Source organism: Thermorhabdus hydrogeniformans, from assembly GCF_049310025.1.
Taxonomy (GTDB): domain Bacteria; phylum Bacillota; class Thermosediminibacteria; order Thermosediminibacterales; family Tepidanaerobacteraceae; genus JBJYKD01.
Genome location: NZ_JBJYKD010000023.1, coordinates 21,072 through 43,192, shown reverse-complemented (window position 1 = coordinate 43,192; position 22,121 = coordinate 21,072). Strand labels below are relative to the sequence as shown.

At 47.3% G+C, this 22,121-nt stretch carries 23 protein-coding genes; 21 read left to right on the top strand and 2 right to left on the bottom strand.

Annotated features, from left to right (window positions below; genetic code table 11):
- The first annotated feature begins 97 nt into the window (after window positions 1–97).
- The 21 genes from ACKX14_RS11250 to ACKX14_RS11150 all read left to right on the top strand — a co-directional run bounded on the left by ACKX14_RS11250 (window position 98) and on the right by ACKX14_RS11150 (window position 19,889).
- On the top strand, window positions 98–1,309 hold the full coding sequence (locus ACKX14_RS11250; RefSeq protein WP_422447656.1) for an NAD(P)-dependent malic enzyme: 1,212 nt from the start codon (window positions 98–100) through the stop codon (window positions 1,307–1,309).
- 550 nt (window positions 1,310–1,859) lie between these two features.
- Complete coding sequence (locus ACKX14_RS11245; protein ID WP_422447654.1) at window positions 1,860–2,909, top strand: ABC transporter substrate-binding protein; 1,050 nt, start codon at window positions 1,860–1,862, stop codon at window positions 2,907–2,909.
- Between the two features lie 54 nt (window positions 2,910–2,963).
- Window positions 2,964–4,475 carry a sugar ABC transporter ATP-binding protein gene (locus ACKX14_RS11240; protein ID WP_422447652.1) on the top strand — a complete coding sequence of 504 codons (1,512 nt, stop codon included), beginning with the start codon at window positions 2,964–2,966 and terminating at the stop codon, window positions 4,473–4,475.
- Between the two features lie 11 nt (window positions 4,476–4,486).
- On the top strand, window positions 4,487–5,461 hold the full coding sequence (locus tag ACKX14_RS11235) for an ABC transporter permease (protein ID WP_422447650.1): 975 nt from the start codon (window positions 4,487–4,489) through the stop codon (window positions 5,459–5,461).
- 18 nt (window positions 5,462–5,479) lie between these two features.
- The gene (locus tag ACKX14_RS11230; protein ID WP_422447648.1) at window positions 5,480–6,463 is read left to right on the top strand and encodes an aldo/keto reductase; all 984 of its coding nucleotides are present in this window, start codon (window positions 5,480–5,482) and stop codon (window positions 6,461–6,463) included.
- 46 nt (window positions 6,464–6,509) lie between these two features.
- Window positions 6,510–7,259 (top strand): GntR family transcriptional regulator, encoded by a 750-nt coding sequence (locus ACKX14_RS11225; RefSeq protein WP_422447646.1) that lies wholly within the window; start codon window positions 6,510–6,512, stop codon window positions 7,257–7,259.
- A gap of 37 nt (window positions 7,260–7,296) precedes the next feature.
- Entirely contained in the window at window positions 7,297–8,814 is a 1,518-nt protein-coding gene (gene xylB / locus ACKX14_RS11220) for a xylulokinase (protein WP_422447644.1), read from the top strand.
- Window positions 8,815–8,842: 28 nt separating this feature from the next.
- Window positions 8,843–9,766: a phosphoglycerate dehydrogenase gene (locus ACKX14_RS11215; RefSeq protein ID WP_422447642.1), complete on the top strand. Its 924-nt coding sequence runs from the start codon at window positions 8,843–8,845 to the stop codon at window positions 9,764–9,766.
- On the top strand, window positions 9,760–10,731 hold the full coding sequence (locus ACKX14_RS11210) for a phosphotriesterase family protein (protein ID WP_422447640.1): 972 nt from the start codon (window positions 9,760–9,762) through the stop codon (window positions 10,729–10,731). The genes ACKX14_RS11215 and ACKX14_RS11210 overlap by 7 nt, the downstream gene beginning before the upstream one ends.
- 1 nt (window position 10,732) lies before the next feature.
- Window positions 10,733–11,707, top strand: coding sequence for a shikimate dehydrogenase family protein (locus tag ACKX14_RS11205; RefSeq protein ID WP_422447638.1), 975 nt, complete (start codon window positions 10,733–10,735; stop codon window positions 11,705–11,707).
- Window positions 11,691–12,281, top strand: coding sequence for a glucose-6-phosphate isomerase (locus ACKX14_RS11200; protein ID WP_422447636.1), 591 nt, complete (start codon window positions 11,691–11,693; stop codon window positions 12,279–12,281). Before ACKX14_RS11205 ends, ACKX14_RS11200 begins: the two co-directional genes overlap by 17 nt.
- Window positions 12,282–12,364: 83 nt before the next feature.
- Window positions 12,365–12,766 carry a D-ribose pyranase gene (rbsD, locus tag ACKX14_RS11195; RefSeq protein ID WP_422447634.1) on the top strand — a complete coding sequence of 134 codons (402 nt, stop codon included), beginning with the start codon at window positions 12,365–12,367 and terminating at the stop codon, window positions 12,764–12,766.
- Window positions 12,767–12,810: 44 nt separating this feature from the next.
- Window positions 12,811–13,755 carry a ribokinase gene (gene rbsK, locus ACKX14_RS11190; protein WP_422447632.1) on the top strand — a complete coding sequence of 315 codons (945 nt, stop codon included), beginning with the start codon at window positions 12,811–12,813 and terminating at the stop codon, window positions 13,753–13,755.
- Complete coding sequence (deoC, locus tag ACKX14_RS11185) at window positions 13,748–14,407, top strand: deoxyribose-phosphate aldolase (RefSeq protein ID WP_422447630.1); 660 nt, start codon at window positions 13,748–13,750, stop codon at window positions 14,405–14,407. The genes rbsK and deoC (ACKX14_RS11185) overlap by 8 nt, the downstream gene beginning before the upstream one ends.
- Before the next feature lie 51 nt (window positions 14,408–14,458).
- Window positions 14,459–14,854 carry a D-ribose pyranase gene (gene rbsD, locus ACKX14_RS11180; RefSeq protein ID WP_422447628.1) on the top strand — a complete coding sequence of 132 codons (396 nt, stop codon included), beginning with the start codon at window positions 14,459–14,461 and terminating at the stop codon, window positions 14,852–14,854.
- A gap of 23 nt (window positions 14,855–14,877) precedes the next feature.
- Window positions 14,878–15,570, top strand: coding sequence for a deoxyribose-phosphate aldolase (gene deoC / locus ACKX14_RS11175; protein WP_422447626.1), 693 nt, complete (start codon window positions 14,878–14,880; stop codon window positions 15,568–15,570).
- Window positions 15,571–15,915: 345 nt separating this feature from the next.
- A complete protein-coding gene (locus ACKX14_RS11170) occupies window positions 15,916–16,488 on the top strand; it encodes a LemA family protein (RefSeq protein WP_422447674.1) in 573 nt (190 codons plus the stop codon).
- Between the two features lie 2 nt (window positions 16,489–16,490).
- Entirely contained in the window at window positions 16,491–17,324 is an 834-nt protein-coding gene (locus tag ACKX14_RS11165) for a TPM domain-containing protein (RefSeq protein WP_422447624.1), read from the top strand.
- Window positions 17,325–17,508: 184 nt separating this feature from the next.
- Window positions 17,509–19,170 (top strand): FAD-dependent oxidoreductase, encoded by a 1,662-nt coding sequence (locus ACKX14_RS11160; RefSeq protein ID WP_422447622.1) that lies wholly within the window; start codon window positions 17,509–17,511, stop codon window positions 19,168–19,170.
- A 12-nt stretch (window positions 19,171–19,182) separates the two neighbouring features.
- The gene (locus tag ACKX14_RS11155) at window positions 19,183–19,404 is read left to right on the top strand and encodes a sulfurtransferase TusA family protein (RefSeq protein ID WP_422447620.1); all 222 of its coding nucleotides are present in this window, start codon (window positions 19,183–19,185) and stop codon (window positions 19,402–19,404) included.
- 11 nt (window positions 19,405–19,415) lie between these two features.
- Window positions 19,416–19,889, top strand: a complete 474-nt coding sequence (locus ACKX14_RS11150) for a DsrE/DsrF/DrsH-like family protein (RefSeq protein WP_422447619.1) — start codon at window positions 19,416–19,418, stop codon at window positions 19,887–19,889.
- A gap of 67 nt (window positions 19,890–19,956) precedes the next feature.
- On the opposite strand, the gene thiD is transcribed toward ACKX14_RS11150, so the two are convergent.
- Window positions 19,957–20,772, bottom strand: coding sequence for a bifunctional hydroxymethylpyrimidine kinase/phosphomethylpyrimidine kinase (thiD, locus tag ACKX14_RS11145; RefSeq protein ID WP_422447617.1), 816 nt, complete (start codon window positions 20,770–20,772; stop codon window positions 19,957–19,959).
- A gap of 13 nt (window positions 20,773–20,785) precedes the next feature.
- A complete protein-coding gene (gene thiC / locus ACKX14_RS11140; protein WP_422447615.1) occupies window positions 20,786–22,084 on the bottom strand; it encodes a phosphomethylpyrimidine synthase ThiC in 1,299 nt (432 codons plus the stop codon).
- Between the last annotated feature and the right edge of the window lie 37 nt (window positions 22,085–22,121).

Below are 22,121 nucleotides of genomic sequence, written 5' to 3'. Positions count from 1 at the left end.
TTTCTTAAAGTTCCGGCAGCAAATTTATGTAAATGGAACCTGAACTTATATGAAGTAAAAGAAGCGGGGAGAAAAAAGGAGAAAGTGGGGTATTTATATGGATTTAAAAGCGGAGGCGTTGAAGCTCCATGAAGAAAACGGCGGCAAAATTGAGGTGATGAGCAAGGTGCCTCTCAAAGATTCCCGGGACCTGAGTCTTGCTTATACCCCGGGAGTAGCCGAGCCGTGCAGGGAAATCCAAAAAAACCCTGAGCTGGTGTATAAATATACCTGCAAAGGCCGCATGGTGGCCGTGGTGACGGACGGTTCGGCGGTGCTCGGCCTGGGTAATATAGGGGCAAAAGCCGGAATGCCGGTCATGGAGGGAAAGGCGCTGCTTTTTAAGAAATTCGGCGGGGTGGATGCCTTTCCCGTATGCCTTGACACCCAGGATGTGGATGAAATAGTTAAGACCGTAAAATACATATCGCCTTCCTTTGGAGGCATTAACCTGGAAGATATTTCCGCACCCCGGTGTATTGAAATTGAAAGGCGCCTTAAAGCAGAACTCGACATACCCGTATTTCACGACGACCAGCACGGAACCGCGGTGGTCGTACTGGCGGGGCTTATAAACGCATTGAAAATAGTAGGCAAAGATATTAAAGACATAAGGGTCGTAATAAACGGGGCGGGAGCCGCCGGAGTGGCGGTGGCAAAACTGCTGCTTTTAGCCGGTGCGGGCGATGTGGTGGTATGCGACAGAAAAGGGGTCATTTATAAAGGCCGGGAGGGGCTGGATTTTAGCAAGGAGGAACTTGCCGGGATTACGAACCGAACGGGCTTAAAGGGAAGCCTGGGGGAGGCCTTAAAGGGAGCCGACGTATTCATAGGCGTCTCCGCGCCGGGTGTGGTGACAAAAGATATGGTAAAGACCATGGCGAAAGACCCTGTGATTTTCGCCATGGCAAATCCCGTGCCGGAGATTTTTCCGGATGAAGCAAAAGAGGGTGGAGCCGTGGTGGTGGGCACCGGCCGCTCCGATTTTCCCAACCAGATAAACAACGTTCTGGCCTTCCCGGGCATATTCAGAGGCGCGCTGGAAGTCAGGGCAAAGGATATCAATGAAGAGATGAAACTGGCCGCGTCGCACGCCATCGCTTCACTGATTTCACAGCAAGAGCTTTCGCCCGACCGCTGCATCCCCGGAGCCTTTGACCGGAGAGTGGCGGCTCACGTGGCCTGCGAGGTGGCTAAGGCTGCCATCAGGACCGGTGTGGCCCGAATTCAGATGGACCCGGAAGAGTTGAAGGCAATTATGCTGAAGTGACCGATACAAGATACGTTCCCATAATAGAATTGAATATAACCGTCGGGATAATATTGAAAAAGGGAGACATATTCGAGTCTCCCTTTTTCATATGATAGAGTGAATACCAAATACCAGTCCTATAATCACCGCATTATGCCTGCCGACAAGAAGGCTTTGTTTGACACTTTTTATGACACAACGGCTTTTGCAGGTCCAGCCGAATCAAAAGTAATGCGCTGCCATAAAGATACTTTTCTATATTGATAATATATATAAGATATATAAAAAATAAAAAGTTATTAATATAACAAAGAAGGATTTTTTACAGAAACGTCGAATATCTTACAAAAGTAAAGATGTAAATATGTAATTACATATTTACGTCTTTATATATCTGGGGAAGGGGGGAGAGGTAGAAAGCGGTTTTTAAAAATCATAGAATCGACACTCCGGATAGATAGAAAGAAAGGGGTGGTAAATGATTCTTTCGTGAAAGGGGAAAAGATTTGACACCGAGAGAGATTATGAATGCCTTCTATAAATCATGAAATTTGGGGAGGAAAAATAAATGAAAAAAATTTTATGTATAATTCTGGCGGTATTACTGATCGGCCTGCTTTTAGCAGGATGCGGAAGCAAGCAGGCACAGCAGCCCGCCCAGCAGGAGCAGGGTCAGCAGCAACAGCAAGCCCAGCAGGAGCAATCCAAGAAAGATAAATATGAAATTGCGGTTATAGTGAAAGCCACCGACTCGGATTTCTGGCAGTACGTTTTAATCGGAGCCAACAATGCGGCGAAGGATAATCCGGACATCCACGTCACCACTTATGGACCGCCTTCAGAAGCCGACATAGACAAACAGGTTTCGATACTGGAAAACGTGGTGAACCAGAAACCCGATGGCATAGTAATCGCCTCCACCAGCTCCGAAGCCACAGTCCCGGCCCTTGAGAAGGCCTACGACATGGGCATAAAGATCATTACCATAGACAATAAGGTAAAGACCGACAAAATCCATTCCTTCCTGGCCACCGACAACGTGGAAGCCGGCGGCAAAGCGGCCCAGAAGCTGGTGGACGAATTAAAGGCCAGGGGTATTCCGCTGAAGGGCAAGGTGGGCCTCATCAGCGCCATGGCGGGAGTGCAGGTTTTGATAGACCGCGATAAAGGTTTTACTGAAAAACTGAAAGAACTGGCTCCGGATATTCAAATTGTTGGTCCCAGATACGTGGACAACGACGTGCTCAAGGCTGTGAGTGCGGCGGAGAATATACTGACCGCCAATAAGGATGTCATCGGCTTCTTTGCGGACAACAACATGACCGGTGACGGCCTGTCCCGTGTTATCACGGAAAGAAAACTGGCCGATAAAGTGGTGGCGGTGGCCTTTGACTCCGATCCGGAAGAAATAAAAGCACTGGAAAGCGGGGCCCTTAAAGCCTTGATTGTGCAGGACCCGTACGGCATGGGGTATAAAGGTGTAATGAGCGCGTACGATGCCATTCAGGGCAAAACCCTCGAAAAATACGTCAACACCGGTTCCACAGTGGTGACCAAGGAAAATATGAACCAGCAGGAAATCAAGGAATTACTCGATCCCACGCTCAAAAAGAAATAAAATTGCCGGGATAGGGCTTCAGGGCCCTATCCCCTTGTAAAAGGGGTTAATGCTATGTCGACACAGGAAATAGTAAGAATGGAAGGAATTACCAAGGAATTCCCTGGAGTTAAAGCTCTTTCTAATGTGAATTTAACGGTAAAAAAAGGGGAAGTCCATGCGCTGGTCGGAGAAAACGGAGCGGGCAAATCGACCCTTATAAAGATATTGATGGGCGCGTATCAAAAGGATAAGGGCAGGATTTTTATTGAAGGCAGGGAAGTTAATATAACAAGTCCGCTGGTGGCGAAGGAGCTGGGTTTGGGGGCTGTCTACCAGGACATTACTCTTGCTCCTCACCTTTCCGTGGGGGAAAACTTTTTTCTGGGCAAACTGCCGGTAAAGAACGGTTTGGTCGACTGGAAGACGGTGTATCGGGTCACAGCCGAAACTCTGAAAAAAATAGATATAGATATTGATCCCAGAAAAAAATTGAAAGATCTGCCCGTGGCCCAGCAGGAGATGGTGGCAATAGCCAAGATGATATATGAAAAAGTTAAGCTGGTTATATTTGATGAGCCCACGGCGCTGCTGACCAGCGAGGAAACTCAGAAACTGTTTGAAATAATAAGCAGGCTTAAAAAAGAAGGAGCGGGGGTTATATATATATCCCACAGGCTGGAAGAGATATTCGGCATCTGCGATACGGTGACGGTGCTGAAAGACGGCCAATGGGTGGACACGGTGCCGGTGTCGCAGGTCAATGAAGACCGGCTGATTTCTATGATGGTGGGCCGCAATATAAAAGATATTTATTCCATAAAGCACCATGACTCCCCTGATGTGGTCCTGGAAGTAAGGGGTTTGACCAAAGAACCCAGATTCAGAAATATCAGTTTTAAGCTGCACAGGGGTGAAATCCTGGGAATGTTCGGCCTTGTGGGGTCAGGAAGGACCGATGTGGTGCGGTGCATTTTTGGTGCGGATAGGCCCGATGCCGGTGAAATATTCATTAACGGCAAAAGACGATCTATAAATTCACCTATTGACGGGATTAAGGCCGGCCTTGGCTTTTTGCCCGAAGACAGAAAACTGCAGGGTCTGGCGTTACAGCTTCCGGTGATGACCAACACAAACCTTGTAATATATGAAAATATATCCCGTTTCGGAATTATTGACGGGGGCGAGGAAAAGAGGAGAGCCAGAAAATATATCGGTGAATTAAATATAAAGACCCCCTCCATCTATCAGAAAGTGAAAAAATTAAGCGGCGGAAACCAGCAGAAAGTGGTGGTTTCGAAATGGCTGAATGCGGAAAGTAATATATTCATTTTTGACGAGCCCACGGTGGGAGTGGATGTGGGCGCGAAACTGGAAATATACAGATTGTTTGAAAACCTGACATCGCAGGGGGCTTCCATTATATTGATTTCATCCTATTTACCGGAGGTTATGGGCCTTGCAAAGAGGATACTGGTGATGTACGAGGGCAATTGCACCGGCATTGTGAATAAAAACGAAGTTACGGATGAAGATGTGTTGAGGCTGGCGTCAGGCCTGCCGGTGGTAAGTAACAGCAGCAAATAGGAGGGTATCGGATGAGCACGAATACAAATACCAGCACCAAAAAAAGTATTTCCATAATAAGTCCGTCTTTCTCGGAAGGCACTATATTAATTGTTTTTCTGGCGCTATTCGTTTTGCTTTCCGTCGCGGTAAACGGGTTTTTTACGGCGAATAACCTTTCAAATTTGGTCAGGCAGACTTCGATTAATGGTGTCATTGCTCTGGGAATGACATTTGTAATAGTATCCGCGGGGATCGACCTGTCTGTGGGCTCCGTAGTGGGCTTTGCCGGTATGTTTGCGGCCATATTGATGACCCAGGCGGGCATGAACGCTCCGCTGTCTGTGATCATTGCTATTATAGCGGGAACTCTTGTGGGGGTGATAAACGGAATCCTGATTTACGACGGGAAGGTGCCGCCCTTTATCGCCACTCTGGGCACCATGACGGTATTCAGGGGAGTTATTATGCTTATAAGCGGCGCCAGAATGGTGTCGGGCCTGCCGGCTTCGTTCCTCAATCTCGCTCAGATGAGTATCCTCGGGATGCCGTCGCTTTTCGTCATCTGGGTTATAACGATTCTGATTTCGGCGTTTATCATATCGAAAACCAGATTCGGCCGCAACATTTACGCCATAGGCAGCAATGTGGAAGCTGCAAGGCTCAGCGGTATAAATATCAGGACCAATATGTATATGATATACGGCTACAGTGCCCTGATGTCTTCCATTGCAGGCATTATGCTGGTATCCCGGCTGGCCAACGGAATCCCCACCGCAGGAAGCGGCTATGAACTGGATGCCATTGCTGCGGCCGTTATCGGCGGGGCCAGTTTAAACGGGGCCGAAGGTTCCATTGTAGGGACAGTGGTGGGTGCCATGTTGATGTCTACCCTGCGCAATGCGGGGGATCTGTTGGGAATAGACCCGTTTATTCTTCAAATATTGATCGGCGCTCTTATCGTGGCAGCTGTCCTGATAGATCAGGTTAAAAAGCAAAGTAAATAATAAAAAGAGGTGGGACAAATGCAAAAAAGACGTATTGGGACTACGGATTTGGAGGCGTCTGTCATCGGTTTCGGCTGCTGGGTTATATCGGGAAGGGATTTCTGGACGGGAACAGACGACGAATCATCCGTAAGAGCCGTTCAGGCGGCTTATGACATGGGAATCAACTTTTTCGACGTGGCGCCGGTGTACGGTTTCGGCCATGCGGAAGAGTTGCTGGGCAAAGCATTAAAGGGGAAGAGAGACAAAGTCATTATCGCCTCAAAGTGCGGTCTTGTATGGGATGATTCAAAAAGAATCACCAACCTGCTTTCCAGAGAGAGTATTTTGAGGGAAATAGACGACAGCTTGAGGAGACTGGGAACGGACTATATAGATATATACCAGATGCACTGGCCCGATTACAACACACCCATTGAAGAAACTATGGACGCTTTAAACCGGATTAAAAAAGAGGGCAAGATAAGATATATCGGCGCTTCGAATTTCCCCATCAAATTATTGGATGAAGCAAGAAAATATGGAGAAATAGTATCTCATCAGTGCCTTTACAACATGATAGACAGAAACGCGGATTTTTATCATAACATACCGCTCTACTACAAGACTGAAAAGGAAATTATACCTCACTGCAGGGAGAACCGCATCGCCTTTATACCTTACAGCCCCCTGTGCCAGGGGCTGCTCACCGGCACCTTTAAGCCCGGAAAAAACTTTGATGAAAAGGATGTGAGAAACGCCAACCCTGAACTCCAGGGTGAAAAACTCCAGAGGAACCTTGGGATTGTGGAGGAGTTGAAAAAAATCGCCGACAGGATCGCAAGGCCGCTTTCTCAATTGGCTTTAAACTGGTTGATTAAAAATGAAGTCGTCACCACCATTATAGCCGGTGCCACAAAAATTCCGCATATTAAAGACAATGTAGAGAGCGCCACATGGGAACTGGATGACGAAACTTACAGAGAAATAAATACCATTCTTGAAAAGTATGAGCAAAAGTAATATTTTTATCTGTAGAAATTATTTTATGAAGTAAAGGATGGAAATAATGAATCTGGAAGCCGCGAAACTCAACAAAGATATACCTGTACCACTGTATTACCAGTTAAAAGAAATATTGTTGGCGTACATTCAGAAAAACCAGCTCAAACCCGGTGACTCTATCCCCACGGAAATTGAGCTGTGCAGAATTTTCAACATCAGCAGGCCCACCGTTAGGCAGGCTATAAACGAACTGGTAAGAGAAGGGTATTTAAAAAAAATAAAAGGCAAGGGGACGTTTATCACCCAGCCCAAGATTAACCAGGAATACACCCATCGAATTATAAGTTTTAACGATGAAATGATTCAAAAGGGCCTGATTCCCAAAACCAGAGTCATGAAGCAAAGGTATATAGCCGCTGATGAAAAAATAGCGGAAAAGCTGAATCTGTCCGTGGGGGAAGAAGTTTTTCACCTGAAAAGATTGCGCTACGCCAATGACGAACCCATTGTCTTCCTGGACAGTTACGTGCCTCTCAGGCTGTGCCCCGGCATTATCGATGTGGATTTTGTAAATAATTCGCTGTATTCCACCTTCGAGAAAAAATACGGTATTTTTATAAAAAGGGCAGTAAGGTCCATCGAAGTGGACCTGGCCGGAGAGTATGAAGCGAAACTGCTGAGGATTGAGGAGGGGGCTCCGATTCATTATTTCGAGACAGTAGCCTATAATCAGGATAACGTGCCGGTGGAATATACGATTTCCCGGTACAGAGGAGACAAAAGCAAGTTTATTGTGGAACTGGTCAATGAGTGAGACTTAAGCGGGGTCAGATTATGAGGAGGTGGATGGTATGGCGAAATACCTTCTGGCGCATGATCTGGGGACTTCCGGGAACAAAGCCACCCTGTATACAGCCGATGGGGAACTGATAGCCAGCAGGACCCATCCCTACGATACAAAATACTTTAATGCCAACTGGGCGGAACAAAACCCCGATGATTGGTGGCAGGCGGTATGCAATTCCACGAGACAGCTCATCCAGGGCATAGACGCGGGCCGGATAGTGTGCGTTTCATTCAGCGCCCAGATGATGGGATGCCTGTGCGTGGATAGATATGGAAGGCCGCTGAGAAATTCCATTATATATTCCGACCAGAGGGCTGTAAAAGAGACGGAAAAAATACTGGAGAAGATCGACGCCATGGAGTTTTACCGGATTGTGGGCCACAGGGCCAGTCCCTCCTATTCCCTGGAAAAGCTGATGTGGATAAAAAATAACGAGCCGGATGTCTACAGGAACACTTACAAGATGCTCAATGCCAAGGACTATATAGCTTTTAAGCTCACGGGGAATATGGTCACGGATTATACGGATGCGTCGGGGACCAACGCCTTTGATTTGAATACCTGCAAATGGTCGGAAAAAATAATTGATATTGCCGGTATAGATGGCGACAAGCTCCCCGAAGCTCACGAATCCACTTATGTGGTTGGCGAGGTGACAAGAAAGGCTGCTGAAGAAACCGGCCTGAAGGAAGGCACCCCGGTGGTCATCGGAGCCGGCGACGGCATGTGCGCTTCCGTGGGGGCGGGATGCACGAAGCCGGGGGTTGCCTATAATTATATAGGTTCATCTTCGTGGATAGGGATTACGACGGAAAAACCCATATATGACCCGAAGATGCGGACCATGACGTGGGCCCATGCCGTCCCCGGCTATGTGAACCCCATAGGGACCATGCAGACCGCCGGGACGTCTTACAGCTGGCTCAAAAATGAGATTTGCAGGATCGAAACAAAAGAGGCCGTTGAAAAAGGCGTAAGTCCCTATGACATAATCAATGAAGAAATAGAAAAATCCCCGCCGGGAGCCAGGGGAATATTATTTTTGCCCTATCTACTGGGGGAAAGGACTCCTCACTGGAACCCCAATGCTAAAGGGGCTTTTATAGGCATCCATGTGGGCCATAAAAGGGAAGACCTGCTGAGGGCCGTCATGGAAGGTGTGACCTACAACCTGAATACCATATTGAATATATTTAAAAATTACGTTTCCATCGACAGCATGATAGTTATAGGCGGAGGGGCCAAAGGCAGAGTCTGGCGTCAGATGATGGCGGATATATATAACCTGAAAATATTAAAACCCAATTATCTTGAAGAAGCCACTTCTATGGGTGCGGCCGTCATCGGGGGCATAGGCGTTGGTGAATTTAAGAGCTTTGATGCCATAAATAAATTCATAAAAATCGAAAGTGAACATGACCCCAACCCGGCTAACAGAGAAATATATCAGAAGACTTATCAGGTTTTCCTGCATTCATACGATGCACTGGTTGGAATTTACGAGGAATTGTCAAAACTCTGATTATACTTAAAAGGACTGTGATAATGAAATGAAAATACTGGTGACACCCAGGTCGTTTGCAAAACATGATCCCAAACCCATGGAAATGCTCCGTGAAAGAGGCTTTGAAATAGTGCAAAATCCGCATCAAAGGCCGCTGACCGAAGAAGAAATATCTGAACTCATTAAAGATATTGATGGCGTTATAATAGGCATCGACCCCCTGAATAGAAATGTCCTTGAAAAAGCCTCAAAATTAAAAGCTATATCCAAATACGGCGTAGGAGTAGACAACATTGACCTTGATTATGCAAAAGAAAAGGGCATTAAAGTCTCCAGGACGGTGGGAGCCAACTTTGATGCGGTAGCAGATTTTACCATGTGCCTCATGCTAGCTGTCGCAAGGAAAATCACCGTCATAGACAGAGAGTGCAGGAAAAACAACTGGAGCAAAATAATGTCTATGGAAATATACGGTAAAACCCTGGGCATAGTGGGCACCGGCCATATAGGCAGGGGAGTGATCAAAAGGGCAAAGGGATTTGACATGAATATCCTTGCCTATGATGTTTGCCCGGATGAAAAATTCGCCAGGGAATATGATGTTCGATATGTAAGCCTGGAAGAGTTATATAAAAATGCCGATATAATTTCGCTTCATGTGCCTCTGACAGAAGATACAAATAAAATGATAGGCAAAAGAGAATTGCAAATGATGAAGAAAACCGCCATTCTCATAAATACGGCCCGGGGAGGCCTCATCGATGAAGATGCGCTGTATGAAGCATTAAAAGAAAATGTGATATACGGTGCCGGCATCGATGTGTTTGAGCAGGAACCGCCGCTCAACAAAAAGCTTTTTGAACTGGACAATATAGTCATAAGTTCTCACAACGGAGCTTCCACCTATGAGGCGGTGGATAAGATGGGATTGATGGCTGTGGAGAATCTGATAAGGGACCTTTCATGTTGAGAAAAAATATCCAGACCGTATCGGGCCTTATTCCAAATGAAAAATTGGGATTTTGCCACAGCCATGAGCACTTATTCATCGCCCCGGGTCCATCGGCCAGAGTAAATCCTGCTTTGAGAATCGACGATTTTGAAAAGACCGTGGAAGAACTGAGGATGTATAAAGAGCTGGGAGGGCAAAGCATTGTAGATGCCCAGCCCGTCGGGTGCGGCAGGATGGCGGAGTATCTTGCCGAATCCTCTAGAAAAACAGGAGTCAATATAATTGCTTCTACGGGATTTCATAAGCTGATTTTTTATGCTGAAGACCACTGGATCAAATGCCTGGATGAAGATGAACTGGCTGATATTTTCATTCATGAGCTGGAAAAGGGCATGTTTGTAGATGGAGATTATAAAATGCCTGAAAAGGCTGTTCCTTCGAAGGCCGGCGTTATAAAAACCGCTTCTGACGGTGAAGGTATAACGCCGGAATATAGAAAACTTTTTAAAGCTGCAGCCAGGGCTTCGAAATCCACCGGCTTTTCCATATTGAGCCATACGGAGATGGGAAAACATGCTCTGGAGCAGATAGAACTTTTTGCGAAGGAAGGTGTAAACCCGGATTGTGTTATAATATGCCATCTGGATAGAGATCTGAGCGATATAGAATATCACAGGGCTGTGGCCGAAACAGGAGTATTTATGGAATACGATACCATTGGAAGGTTCAAATACCATAGCGATATGGAGGAAGCAAAATTTATTGCGAAAATGGTCGAATTGGGCTTTGAAGACCGGATACTGCTGGGCCTTGATACCACCCGGGATAGATTGAAAAGTTATGGGGGCAAAATAGGCCTTGGCTATATAAAACAAGAGTTTATACCACTGCTCCTGGAAGTCGGTATAACTGAAGGTATTATAGAAAAATTCACAATAAAAAATCCATCAGAAGCTTTAGCAAAAAGGAGTGAGACCGTATAAAATGGCTGTTGAATTACCTGAAAAGGCAACACAACCGACCATGTATTTCATCGGTGTGACCACAAAGCAATCCTCTATAATGAAGGTTTTTCCTTTATGGGCGAAAGAGCTGGGGCTTAAAGATGCGGTCCTTAAGGGAATAGATATGAAGATCCATGCTGATCCCGAGGATTACCGCAAAGTTGTAGGTTTTATTAAAAATGATGAATTATCTTTGGGAGCTCTGGTGACAACCCATAAAATCGATCTGTTCAACGCTGCAAAAGATATGTTTGAATATCTGGACACTTATGCACAGGCTTTTGGAGAACTGTCATCCATTTCAAAAAAAGAAGGCAGACTGGAAGGTTATGCAAAAGACCCCATTTCCAGCGGGTTGGCGCTGGAGGCCTTTCTGCCGGAAAATTTCTGGAAAGATCATGGGGGAGAAGTCTTTATAATGGGGGCCGGGGGAAGCTCCATAGCCATAACTTCATATTTGATAAAGGAAAAGCATAATGGAAATTACCCTTCAAAAATAATCGTTTCCAACAGGAGCAATCCCCGGCTGGTTTCGATGGAAAAAATCATCAGGCGGCTAAATCCACCGGTTCCCATCGAATACCATTTATGTCCCGAACCTAAAGACAACGACCGGTTGTTAAAAAACTTAAAACCCTATTCCCTCATTATAAATGCCACAGGTCTCGGGAAAGACAGGCCCGGATCGCCTTTGACCGATGCGTGTGAATTCCCTGAGAACAGTTTTGTATGGGAATTCAACTACAGAGGAAAATTGGATTTTATGCACCAGGCGTTGAGGCAGAAAGAAGAGAAAAATCTATATATCGAAGATGGGTGGACATATTTCATCCATGGCTGGACTCAGGTTATTGCGGAAGTATTTCACATTGATATCGACGGCGAAAAATTAAAGCGGCTGAGTGAAATAGCTTCCAGCATAAGAACTAATAAAGGAGATGGCGACGGTGAATGAAATATTAAGACCATTCGATATCGAATTTGATTTGAGAAGCGGCCTGTCAAATATGAAAAAATCTTCAAAAAGATATCTTTCGAATATGGCGGATATGTTTTATGATGCGGAAAAAGTCGATGAAATCTTAAAAAATGAAGATCCGCTCATATATGAATTTTATGAAATGGGAATCCCCCAGACGGTGGGAGACATCGCTTTCGGCACCAGCATAGTGTATCCCGGAAAGATAGGCGATGAATATTTCATGACAAAGGGCCACTTCCATACAGTGCTGGAGACGGCGGAAGTTTATTTATGCATAAGAGGAAAAGGGTATATGTTGATGGAGACGCCGGAAGGAGAGTGGGATGCTCAGGAATTTGTCCCCGGCAAAGCCGTGTATGTCCCGAAAAGATGGGCCCACAGAAGTATAAATGTGAGTCCAGATGAGCCTCTGATCACTTTTTTCGCCTTCAGGGCGGATGCTGGCCATGATTACGGGACCATTGAGACAAAGGGGTTCAGAAAAATGATTGTCGAAAAGGATGGCAGGCCTGCGATCGTTGATAACCCACGGTGGATATCTCGGTGATGAAGCTCATGGAAAAAATCGGGATTTCATCCGGTGAAATGTTTAAAAATCATGCCAATTTAGAATAGAAAGGGGAGGTTTTTATGCTCAAAAGAGGAATCCTTCATCCTCAATTAAAGCACGTTTTGACTTCCACAGGCCATCAGGATTATCTGGCGCTGGTGGACTCCGGATACTGCGTCCCGCTGGGAGTCGAAAGAGTGGACCTGGCCTTTCTGCCCAACATACCCACCATGCTGCAGGTCCTGGACGGCATTCTGGATGAGCTGGCTGTGGAGAAAATTATACTGGCTGAAGAAATTCATGAACACGCTCCGGAATTCTTAAAAGAAATTAAAAAGAGATTTCCCGAAAACTTTCCCATAGAGTTTGTGCCCCATGTGGAATTAAAGGAGAAGATTAAAGAGTCAAAGGCGGTAATCCGCACCGGCGATTTCGGCACTCACTACGGCAACATGGTGCTGGTGGCGGGATGCGTATATTAAAATTTATAATAATTGCTGCATAAATGAGAATCGGAGGAATATTTATGGCAAGACCCAAAATCACTGTGCTCGGCAGTTTTGTGGTGGATTTAATGAGCAGGACACCGCATCTGCCCGCGAGGGGCGAGACCGTATTTGGCGGGCCTTTTAAACTGGGGCCCGGAGGAAAAGGCTCCAATCAGGGCGTGGCCGCTCATAAGGCGGGAGCCGATGTCACCATGGTTACCAAACTGGGAAGAGACGATTTCGCTCAAATCGCCTTAAAGAGCTTCGAAAGCGTTGGGATGAGGACGGATTATATATTTTTTGACGATGAACATGAGACGGGCGCAGCGCTCATCATGGTGGAAAACGGCACGGGAGAAAACGAGATAGTGGTCTCCATAGGCGCCTGCAATTACATCACTGATGAAGAAGTGGAATCCGTAAGGGAAGAAATAAAAAATTCAAAGCTTTTATTAACACAACTGGAGACCAATTTAAGTGCGGTGTATAAAGCCATAGATATAGCCAACGAATACGGGGTTATGGTGGTTTTAAACACCGCTCCCGTCCAGCCCATTCCTGATGAAATATATAAAAAAGTAGACATTTTGACGCCCAACGAAACCGAGGCATCGATTCTGTCGGGGGTAGAAATTAAAGATATAGAAGGGGCTAAAAAAGCGGCTGAATATTTTGTGGATAAAGGAGTCAAGTCGGTCGTCATAACCCTCGGGGCATCCGGTGTTTATGTAAAATCTCCGGAATTTGAAGGACATATCCCCGCATTTAAACCCGACAATGTAATCGACACCACCGGTGCAGGTGATGCCTTTAACGGCGGGTTTGCCACCGCTCTGGCGGAAGGCAAAAGTATTAAAGAAGCCGCCGTTTTCGGAAATGCGGTGGCGGCCATTTCGGTCACGAGAATCGGCACCGCCCCCGCCATGCCCACAAGAGAAGAAGTGGAAGAATTTTTAAAAAAGCAGGTGAAAAATTATGAGTAAACCACTGGCTGAATTTATTGACCACACATTGCTGAAGCCCGAAGCGACTTCAGATCAGATTGAAACCCTCTGCAGAGAAGCGATAGAATACGGTTTTGCTTCTGTCTGCGTAAATCCCTGCCGGGTAAAACAGGCGTCGGAACTGTTGAAGGGCACGGGTGTAAAGGTGTGTACGGTAATAGGATTCCCTCTTGGGGCCAACACTCCTGAAGTCAAAGCCTTTGAAACCAGAGACGCCATTGCCAATGGCGCCGGCGAAGTGGATATGGTGATGAATATCGGCGCCCTGAAAGAAAAAGATTATGAGCTGGTGGAAAGGGATGTAAGGGCCGTGGTGGAAGCCGCCGGCGGTAAAGCCGTGGTTAAGGTGATTCTGGAGAATTGTCTGCTGGAAAAAGAAGAGATAAAAAAAGCCTGTGAAATATGCAAAAAAGCGGGAGCGGACTTCGTCAAAACCTCCACCGGCTTTAATAAATCCGGTGCCACCGTGGATGATGTAAGGTTGATGCGGGGGACGGTGGGAGATAAAATGGGGGTGAAGGCCGCCGGAGGCATTCGGGATGCAAAGACCGCCAGAGCCATGATAGAAGCGGGAGCATCGAGACTGGGCACCAGCTCCTCCGTTAAAATTATTTCCGAATCAGAAAATTAAGATGGCAGCAGGAGTATGCATTAATTATTAAGAAAGGAGCGCTTAATTAAAATGAAAAAAGGCGGTATATTGAACAAAAGATTGTGCGAAGTTATTGCCAGTCTGGGTCACATGGACACCATCGTCATATGTGATGCCGGCCTGCCCATTCCCGATGAAAATCAGAGGGTGGACCTGGCCTTTGAACCCGGAACTCCCGGCCAAATCCAGGTACTGCGAGCCATATTAAAAGAAATAGTGGTCGAAAAAGTTATCATGGCGGAGGAAAGCAAAAAAGTGAGCCCCAAAATGCACGAAGAAATTTTAAAGCTGCTGGGGGACGTGGAAATCGAATATGTGCCCCATACCGAATTTAAAGAAAGAAGCAGAAAATCCAAAGCCATCATCAGGACCGGAGAATTCACGCCTTACTCAAATGTAATGCTGGTGTGCGGCTGTGCTTATTAAAAATTAAAGAGGGAGCTAATAAAATGGGGTGTAATATTGCCTTAGAAACCCTCGCGGGGATGATTGACAACACAAACTTGAAGGTGGATATTCAAAAAGAAGATTTAAAAAAATTGTGCGAGGAAAGCGTAAAGTATGGGTTTAAATCAGTCGCCGTCAATCATTCTTCAATAAAATATTGCAGACAACTGCTGGCCGGAACGGGCGTCGGAATTGTTACCGGCATAAGTTACCCTCTTGGCACCAATACACTGGAAGAGAAACTTTTTGAAACAAAACATACAATAGAGATAGGTGCGACCGAAATAGATTATGTGATAAACATCTCCGAACTGCGGGCGAAAAATTATGACTATATGAGAAAAGAAATGGAAGAAATAGTGAAAATATGCAGGCAAAACAATGTATTATGCAAGGTGATACTGGAGACCTATTATTTAACAGATGATGAAATAAAGCAAATGTGTAAAATCGCAGCTGAAGTAAGACCCGATTTTATAAAAACCTCCACAGGCCAGATTAAGGGCGGCGGAGCCAGGGTGGAACACGTAAGGTTGATAAAGGAAGCTCTGGGAGATAGCGGAGTTCAGGTAAAAGCGGCGGGAGAGATTAGAACTCTGGATGATGCCCTGAAGATGATAGAAGCAGGGGCCACAAGACTGGGGACCAGTTCGGGAGCAAAGATTGTTGAAGAATATATGAGAAGGTTCGGCTGATATAAAAACAGCGGTTCCTTTAAAAACTATTTAAAAGGGAACCGCTTTTTTTGTTTTCCCGGCTTTGACAGGAGCAATCCGGTTAAATATAACTCAAGGGATTCTAAATACTAAGCTGTCAAAGATTTCAAAAACCTCAGGCGGATATCAAAATCATCATCCCCGGCAGCTTTAAGAAGTGACCCGAAAAAGTCAGGTATAAATGCAAGCCGAGAAAATGGAAGGGTTTTTAAATCGAAAAACCATCATAAAATCCTCAAAATTTACAGGTATCGTGACAGGTTTTTTTCATGTATAATAGAAGTCAAGAATGAAATTGGGGAGGGGTTTTTGTTGAGAAGTGGAATTTTCACGGCTTTTACAGCCGTAATAGTAGTCCTGGCACTGGGGGCCGTGCTTGTTTTAGGCAGTTATAACGGGCTCGTATCGGCCGAGGAAAACGTGAACAGCAAGTGGAGCCAGATCGAAAACCAGCTTCAGAGAAGGGCCGACCTGATTCCGAATCTGGTGGAGACCGTAAAAGGCTATGCCGCCCATGAAGAAAAAATCCTGACAGAAGTTACCCGTGCCCGGGAAAAGTTAATCGGAGCCCGGAGCGTGGGAGAAAAGGCCGAGGCCGACAGGGAACTCTCAAGTGCGCTTTCCAGGCTGCTGGCCGTCGTAGAAAATTATCCCAATCTTAAGGCCGACGCCAATTTCAGACAGCTGGCCGACGAACTGGCAGGCACCGAAAATCGTATTGCGGTGGCCCGCATGGATTACAACAACGCTGTACAGGCTTACAACAGCAGGATCAGGAGATTTCCAACAGTACTCATAGCCGGCATGTTCGGTTTTGAGAAAAAGGATTACTTTAAAGCCGAAGAAGGAGCAAAAGAAGTGCCCAAAGTGGATTTCAACACAAAGGGGAATAATTAACCATGGGCGGCAAAAAAGCTGGCGGCGTTTTTTTAATCCTCGCTCTATTGATATGCGGCTTTATACCGGCATTCTATGCAAAAGCTGCAGCCGCGGAGCCCATACCACCCCCTCCGGCCACCATAAGCTACGTATATGATTACGCCGGTCTCATAGATAGCTCCGATAAAGAAAATATCATAAAAATCGCCCGGGCCATTGATTTGAAGACCAAAGCTCAGATAGTGGTCGTGACCGTAAACAACCTGGACGGCATGTCCCTGGAAGAATACTCTCTGAAACTCCTGCGAAGCTGGGGAATCGGCGACAGGGAAAAGAACAACGGCGTTTTGCTGCTGGTAAACAAAGAGAATTTACTGGCTGGAAAGAGCGGCCGTATTAGAATAGAAGTAGGATACGGCCTTGAGGGGACCATAAACGACGGCAAGGCGGGAGCCATCCTGGACACTTTCGCCCTGCCGGCTTTTGAAGACGGAAAATACTCAAAGGGGATTTACGACACCTTTATGGCCATAGCCTTTGAAGTCGCAAAAGAATACGGCCTTGATTTGAGCGACGGCGAACTTTCGCAACTTGAGGACTATTATCTGGAGGGAGAAAACGATATACCTTTTGACGTGCTGCTTTGGGTTGTCGTCTTCATTATAATAATATTTTTTCTCATTTCCGGTAGAAGAGACCGGCGGTATCGCGGTGGCCCCTTTGGCGGTCCGTTCTTCGGCCCCTTTGACGGTGGCGGCGGTTTCTGGAGCGGTTTCGGCGGAGGTTCCGGCGGGGGATTTGGAGGTGGAGGATTCGGCGGAGGCTCCGGCGGTGGCGGCGGAGCCAGCAGGTAAAAACTTTTTATAAAACCTATAAAATTGGAATTGTACCACATGTTAAGCCCGCATTTCTTAAGAATGCGGGCTTTTTCACATTGGTTTGTAATTTGCAAGTATCATATAAACATATTATTATAATATATGAATATAAAAGAAATATGTCACAAAACGGCCGGTGGGCCAAAAAGGAGAGAGCTTTATGAAACAAAAACTTCTTGTCATCGGCGGCGTCGCATCGGGCACCAAGGCGGCCGCCAAGGCCGTACGGGAAAACCCGGACCTTGAAGTTACCGTGCTCACGGAGGAGGATTACATTTCCTACGCGGGCTGCGGCCTGCCCTATTATATAGGGAATGTAATCAAAGATAAAAAACACCTGACGGTAATGACTCCGGAAAAATTCAAGGAAAAGGACATCACGGTTTTACTGCGCCACCGGGCAGAGAAAATAGTTCCTGCGGGGAAAAAAGTCATTGCAAAAGATCTGGTAACGGGAGACGTAAAAGATTTCGCCTATGACAAGCTGATCCTTGCCACGGGGGCAAAACCCGTAGTCCCGCCCATCCCGGGTGTCGGCCTCAAAAACGTCTACACCCTGCGCAGCGTTACGGATGCACTTAAAATAAGGGAGGCGGTTGAGAAAGAAGGCATAAAGAAGGCCGTAGTGGTGGGTGGCGGCTTCATCGGCCTGGAGGTGGCGGAGAATCTGACTCTGCAGGGCGTAAAAGTCACCCTTGTGGAGCTCCTTGACCAGATCCTCCCCAACTTTGACAGAGAAATCGCCCTCCTGGCGGAAAAATACCTGAAGGAAAAGGGAATAGAAATACACACCGGTGATAAGGCTGTAGCCGTTGAAGGAGACGCCGATGGAAAAGCAAAGGCCCTGGTGACGGAAAAGATGAAAATAGATACGGATATGGTGCTGCTTTCCATAGGAGTAAAGCCGAATACTCAACTGGCCGCCGAAGCCGGCGTCGAACTGGGCGTAAAAGATGCCATCAAGGTCAATGAAAATATGGAGACGAACATCCCGGATATCTACGCCGTTGGGGACTGCGCGGAAAACATAAATCTCATCACGGGTCGGCCAGCATGGTACCCCATGGGCTCCACCGCCAACAAGATGGGCCGGGTGGCGGCGCTCAATCTCTACCCCAAAGGTGAAAAAGAAAGCCTGAAAGGCGTCCTGGGGACCACGGTGGTAAAACTGTTCGATATGAATGTGGCCAGAACGGGCCTCTCCGAGAGGGAAGCCAGAAACGCCGGCTACGATGTGGTGACCGTCCTGGTGCCCGCTCATGACAGAGCTCATTACTACCCGGGCGCAAAGAATATAATTACAAAACTTGTTGTCGACAGGGCCAGCCACAGGGTGCTGGGAGCTCAGATCATCGGCGAAGGCGTTGTGGATAAACCCATTGACATTATAGCCACGGTGATAACATTTAAAGGCACCGTGGAAGACGTGTCAAAACTTGATCTGGCCTATGCGCCGCCATTCTCTTCGGCCATGAGTTCCACCATAGTGGCCGCCAATGTGGCGGTAAATAAACTCACCGGAAAGCTCGAGGGCATTTCACCCCTGGAGTTAAAGGAAAGGCTGTCAGATCCCGGCCTCCAGGTGATCGACGTGAGGGAAGAGGCGGAGTATCTGGTGGGAGCCATCCCGGGTTCCAGGAACATCCCCCTCAAGACTATAAAAATTAGGGCCGGTGAAATAGACAGGAGCAAGGAAACCGTAGTCGTCTGCAAGATAGGGTTGAGGGCTTACCTGGCATATACAACTTTAAAACATCTGGGTTTCGGCAATATAAAAATTCTCGACGGCGGTGTTGCGGCGTGGCCTTTTGAACTGGAGTAGGAGGTGCTGAAAATGGCGGAGATTAAAATTGACGCAAAATGCCTTCAGTGTCCCGGGCCCATTGTCCAGCTTTTTAATGCGGCCAGAAACGCAAAAAGCGGCGATATAATTGTGGTGGAAGCTACGGACAGGGGATTTTACAAAGACGTCCAGGCCTGGTGCCGGAAGACCGGAAATGAGCTTATAAGCCTGGAAGATGGAGATGTTATTGTGGCGAGAGTTAAAAAGGCTTAGGAGGGTGCGCCATGGGCAATAAAAAGACTATCATAGTTTTCTCCGGGGACCTGGACAAGGCCATGGCGGCCTTCATCATAGCCACCGGCGCCGCGGCCATGGGGGACGAGGTAACCATGTTTTTCACCTTCTGGGGCCTCAACATCCTGCGAAAGGCCCGGAAAGTCCGTGTAAAAAAGGACTTTTTCGAGAGAATGTTCGGATTCATGATGCCCCGCGGGCCTGAGAAGCTGGGCCTCTCAAAGATGAACTTCGGCGGCCTGGGAGCCAGGATGATGCGATATATTATGAAGCGCAAAAACGTCGACACATTGAACCAATTGATGCAAAACGCCCAGGCCCTGGGAGTTAAAATAATTGCCTGCACCATGTCCATGGATGTCATGGGCATAAAAAAGGAAGAGTTGATAGACGGCATAGACTACGCCGGAGTGGCGACCTATCTTGGGGAAGCCGATGAAGCAAATGTTAATTTATTTATTTAGAAAATGCCCCGGTTTGGATTTAATCCTGCAGCCGGGGTTGTTTTATTAATCAGCTTATTCAGAACTTTCATTCATATCGTATCCCGGCCTTTTTGTACAGTTCCACCAGGTGGCCGACAGGACCCGCGCCTTTGCCCAGCGATAAAGAATTTTTTATGGCCTCTGTAATGTATTTTTTCGCAAGTTTTACTGCCTGTTCCATGTCAAACCCCCTGCCCAGGTAGGATGCAATGGCGGCGGAATATGTACAACCGGTCCCGTGAGTGTTTCCGGTGACAATCCTCCCGCTCGACAAAATTTTAAAGGCTTTTCCGTCGTAAAATACGTCAGATACATTTGCGGCATCATCGTTCATGTGCCCGCCTTTTACCACCACCGATTTTGGCCCCATGTCAATTATACGCTTTGCCGCCTCTTTCATGTCCGCCACAGTCGCAATTTTCATACCCGTCAGTTCCTCAGCTTCGGGTATATTGGGAGTTACCACATCGGCCAGCGGCACCAGGTTTTCCTTTAATGCGTCGATGGCCTCTTTTTTTAGAAGATAATAACCGCTTTTTGAAATCATGACCGGGTCCAGCACAATATTTTTTGCATTCCAACTCTTTAATGAAGACGCCACAGTTTCAATGATGGTACTGCTTGACACCATGCCGATCTTAACGGCGTCTACCTCAACATCCTCAAAAATCCGGTCTATCTGTCCCCTTATAATTTCTTGGTCAAGCTCCCTGACGTCAAAAACACCCATTGTGTTTTGGGCGGTGACGGCCGTTATGACGCTCATGCCGTATACACCCAGGGCACAAAACGTTTTTATGTCGGCCTGGATGCCCGCTCCGCCTATGCTGTCGGAACCTGCGATGGTCAAGATTTTCTTCATAAACAGCTCTCCTTTAACAGTCGCTCCTGCTTTTTCCCAGGTATTTGGCAACAATGTCCATGGCGCAGAATTTGCCGCACATGGTGCACGTCCTGACATCCGAAGGGTTTTTTTCGTCCCTGTATCTTCGTGCTTTCTCAGGGTCCAGCGCCAGCTTTAACTGAGACTCCCAGTCGAGGTTTTTCCGGGCTGCGGCCATTGTTAAATCCCACTCTATCGCTCCCGGAATACCCTTTACTATATCGGCCGCATGGGCCGCAATCCTGGATGCTATAACTCCCTCTCTTACGTCTTCCTCCGTAGGGAGTCCCAGGTGCTCTGCAGGAGTCACATAGCACAGGAAATCGGCTCCGGCGGACGCCGCCACGGCCCCGCCGATGGCGGCGGCGATGTGGTCGTAACCCGCTGCCACGTCGGTCACAAGAGGCCCCAGCACATAAAAAGGCGCTTCGTGGCATATCCTCTTTTGAAGCTGAACATTGGCCTGAACCTGATCCAGCGGCACGTGTCCGGGGCCTTCCACCATCACCTGCACCCCATGTTTCCAGGCCTCCTGCACCAGTTCGCCAAGTATTATGAGCTCCTGGATCTGGGCGCGGTCTGTGGCGTCGGCGATACAGCCCGGCCTCAAGCCGTCTCCCAGGCTCAGGGTCACATCGTATTTTTTGGCGATTTCCAGCAGCCTGTCGAAGTGTTCGTAGAGAGGGTTCTGCTTTTCGTTTTTCAGCATCCAGCCCGTGATGAAGGCCCCGCCCCTGCTCACGATGTCGGTTATCCTGCCCTCCCGCCGAAGCCTTTCTACAGCCTCCAGTGTCAGGCCGCAGTGAACGGTGATAAAATCCACACCCTGTTCGGCCTGCTGTTCTATAACTTCAAAAAGCTCGTCATCCGTGAATTCAATGACACTGCCGTTTTTGTTCTGGGCCAGAACCCCAACCTCATAAACCGGCACCGTTCCCAGAGGCACACTGACTTCAGAAAGCATGACCTTTCTTATGGATTTAATATCCCCTCCGGTGGAAAGATCCATTATGGCATCGGCTCCGGCGTCTATTGCCGTTTTTGCCTTGGCAAGCTCCGGCGCCATATCGGGGTACTTGTCGGATGTCCCGATATTGGCATTGACCTTTGTCCTGAGCCCCTTTCCTATGCCGCACGGTTTTAACCCTCTGTGGTTGGGATTAAAAGGGATTACTATCTTGCCTGCGGCAACTCCCTCTTTTACCACTTCCGGGCTTATTCCTTCTTTTTTTGCCACCTCCCTCATCTCATCTGTTATAAATCCTTTTCTGGCCGCTTCCAGTTGGGTCATTTTTATCCCTCCAGAAAAATAAAATCCGCATCCGAAG

Excerpts from the sequence above, each read along its gene's own strand:
- rbsK (WP_422447632.1), top strand. The coding sequence starts at position 12,811 with ATGGCAAGACCCAAAATCACTGTGCTCGGCAGTTTTGTGGTGGATTTA.
- ACKX14_RS11225 (WP_422447646.1), top strand. The coding sequence starts at position 6,510 with ATGAATCTGGAAGCCGCGAAACTCAACAAAGATATACCTGTACCACTG.
- ACKX14_RS11200 (WP_422447636.1), top strand. The coding sequence starts at position 11,691 with ATGGCGACGGTGAATGAAATATTAAGACCATTCGATATCGAATTTGAT.
- ACKX14_RS11165 (WP_422447624.1), top strand. The coding sequence starts at position 16,491 with ATGGGCGGCAAAAAAGCTGGCGGCGTTTTTTTAATCCTCGCTCTATTG.
- deoC (WP_422447630.1), top strand. The coding sequence starts at position 13,748 with ATGAGTAAACCACTGGCTGAATTTATTGACCACACATTGCTGAAGCCC.
- xylB (WP_422447644.1), top strand. The coding sequence starts at position 7,297 with ATGGCGAAATACCTTCTGGCGCATGATCTGGGGACTTCCGGGAACAAA.
- rbsD (WP_422447628.1), top strand. The coding sequence starts at position 14,459 with ATGAAAAAAGGCGGTATATTGAACAAAAGATTGTGCGAAGTTATTGCC.
- ACKX14_RS11230 (WP_422447648.1), top strand. The coding sequence starts at position 5,480 with ATGCAAAAAAGACGTATTGGGACTACGGATTTGGAGGCGTCTGTCATC.
- ACKX14_RS11150 (WP_422447619.1), top strand. The coding sequence starts at position 19,416 with ATGGGCAATAAAAAGACTATCATAGTTTTCTCCGGGGACCTGGACAAG.
- rbsD (WP_422447634.1), top strand. The coding sequence starts at position 12,365 with ATGCTCAAAAGAGGAATCCTTCATCCTCAATTAAAGCACGTTTTGACT.
- deoC (WP_422447626.1), top strand. The coding sequence starts at position 14,878 with ATGGGGTGTAATATTGCCTTAGAAACCCTCGCGGGGATGATTGACAAC.
- ACKX14_RS11160 (WP_422447622.1), top strand. The coding sequence starts at position 17,509 with ATGAAACAAAAACTTCTTGTCATCGGCGGCGTCGCATCGGGCACCAAG.
- ACKX14_RS11235 (WP_422447650.1), top strand. The coding sequence starts at position 4,487 with ATGAGCACGAATACAAATACCAGCACCAAAAAAAGTATTTCCATAATA.
- ACKX14_RS11210 (WP_422447640.1), top strand. The coding sequence starts at position 9,760 with ATGTTGAGAAAAAATATCCAGACCGTATCGGGCCTTATTCCAAATGAA.
- ACKX14_RS11155 (WP_422447620.1), top strand. The coding sequence starts at position 19,183 with ATGGCGGAGATTAAAATTGACGCAAAATGCCTTCAGTGTCCCGGGCCC.
- thiD (WP_422447617.1), bottom strand. The coding sequence starts at position 20,772 with ATGAAGAAAATCTTGACCATCGCAGGTTCCGACAGCATAGGCGGAGCG.
- thiC (WP_422447615.1), bottom strand. The coding sequence starts at position 22,084 with ATGACCCAACTGGAAGCGGCCAGAAAAGGATTTATAACAGATGAGATG.
- ACKX14_RS11240 (WP_422447652.1), top strand. The coding sequence starts at position 2,964 with ATGTCGACACAGGAAATAGTAAGAATGGAAGGAATTACCAAGGAATTC.
- ACKX14_RS11215 (WP_422447642.1), top strand. The coding sequence starts at position 8,843 with ATGAAAATACTGGTGACACCCAGGTCGTTTGCAAAACATGATCCCAAA.
- ACKX14_RS11245 (WP_422447654.1), top strand. The coding sequence starts at position 1,860 with ATGAAAAAAATTTTATGTATAATTCTGGCGGTATTACTGATCGGCCTG.
- ACKX14_RS11205 (WP_422447638.1), top strand. The coding sequence starts at position 10,733 with ATGGCTGTTGAATTACCTGAAAAGGCAACACAACCGACCATGTATTTC.
- ACKX14_RS11250 (WP_422447656.1), top strand. The coding sequence starts at position 98 with ATGGATTTAAAAGCGGAGGCGTTGAAGCTCCATGAAGAAAACGGCGGC.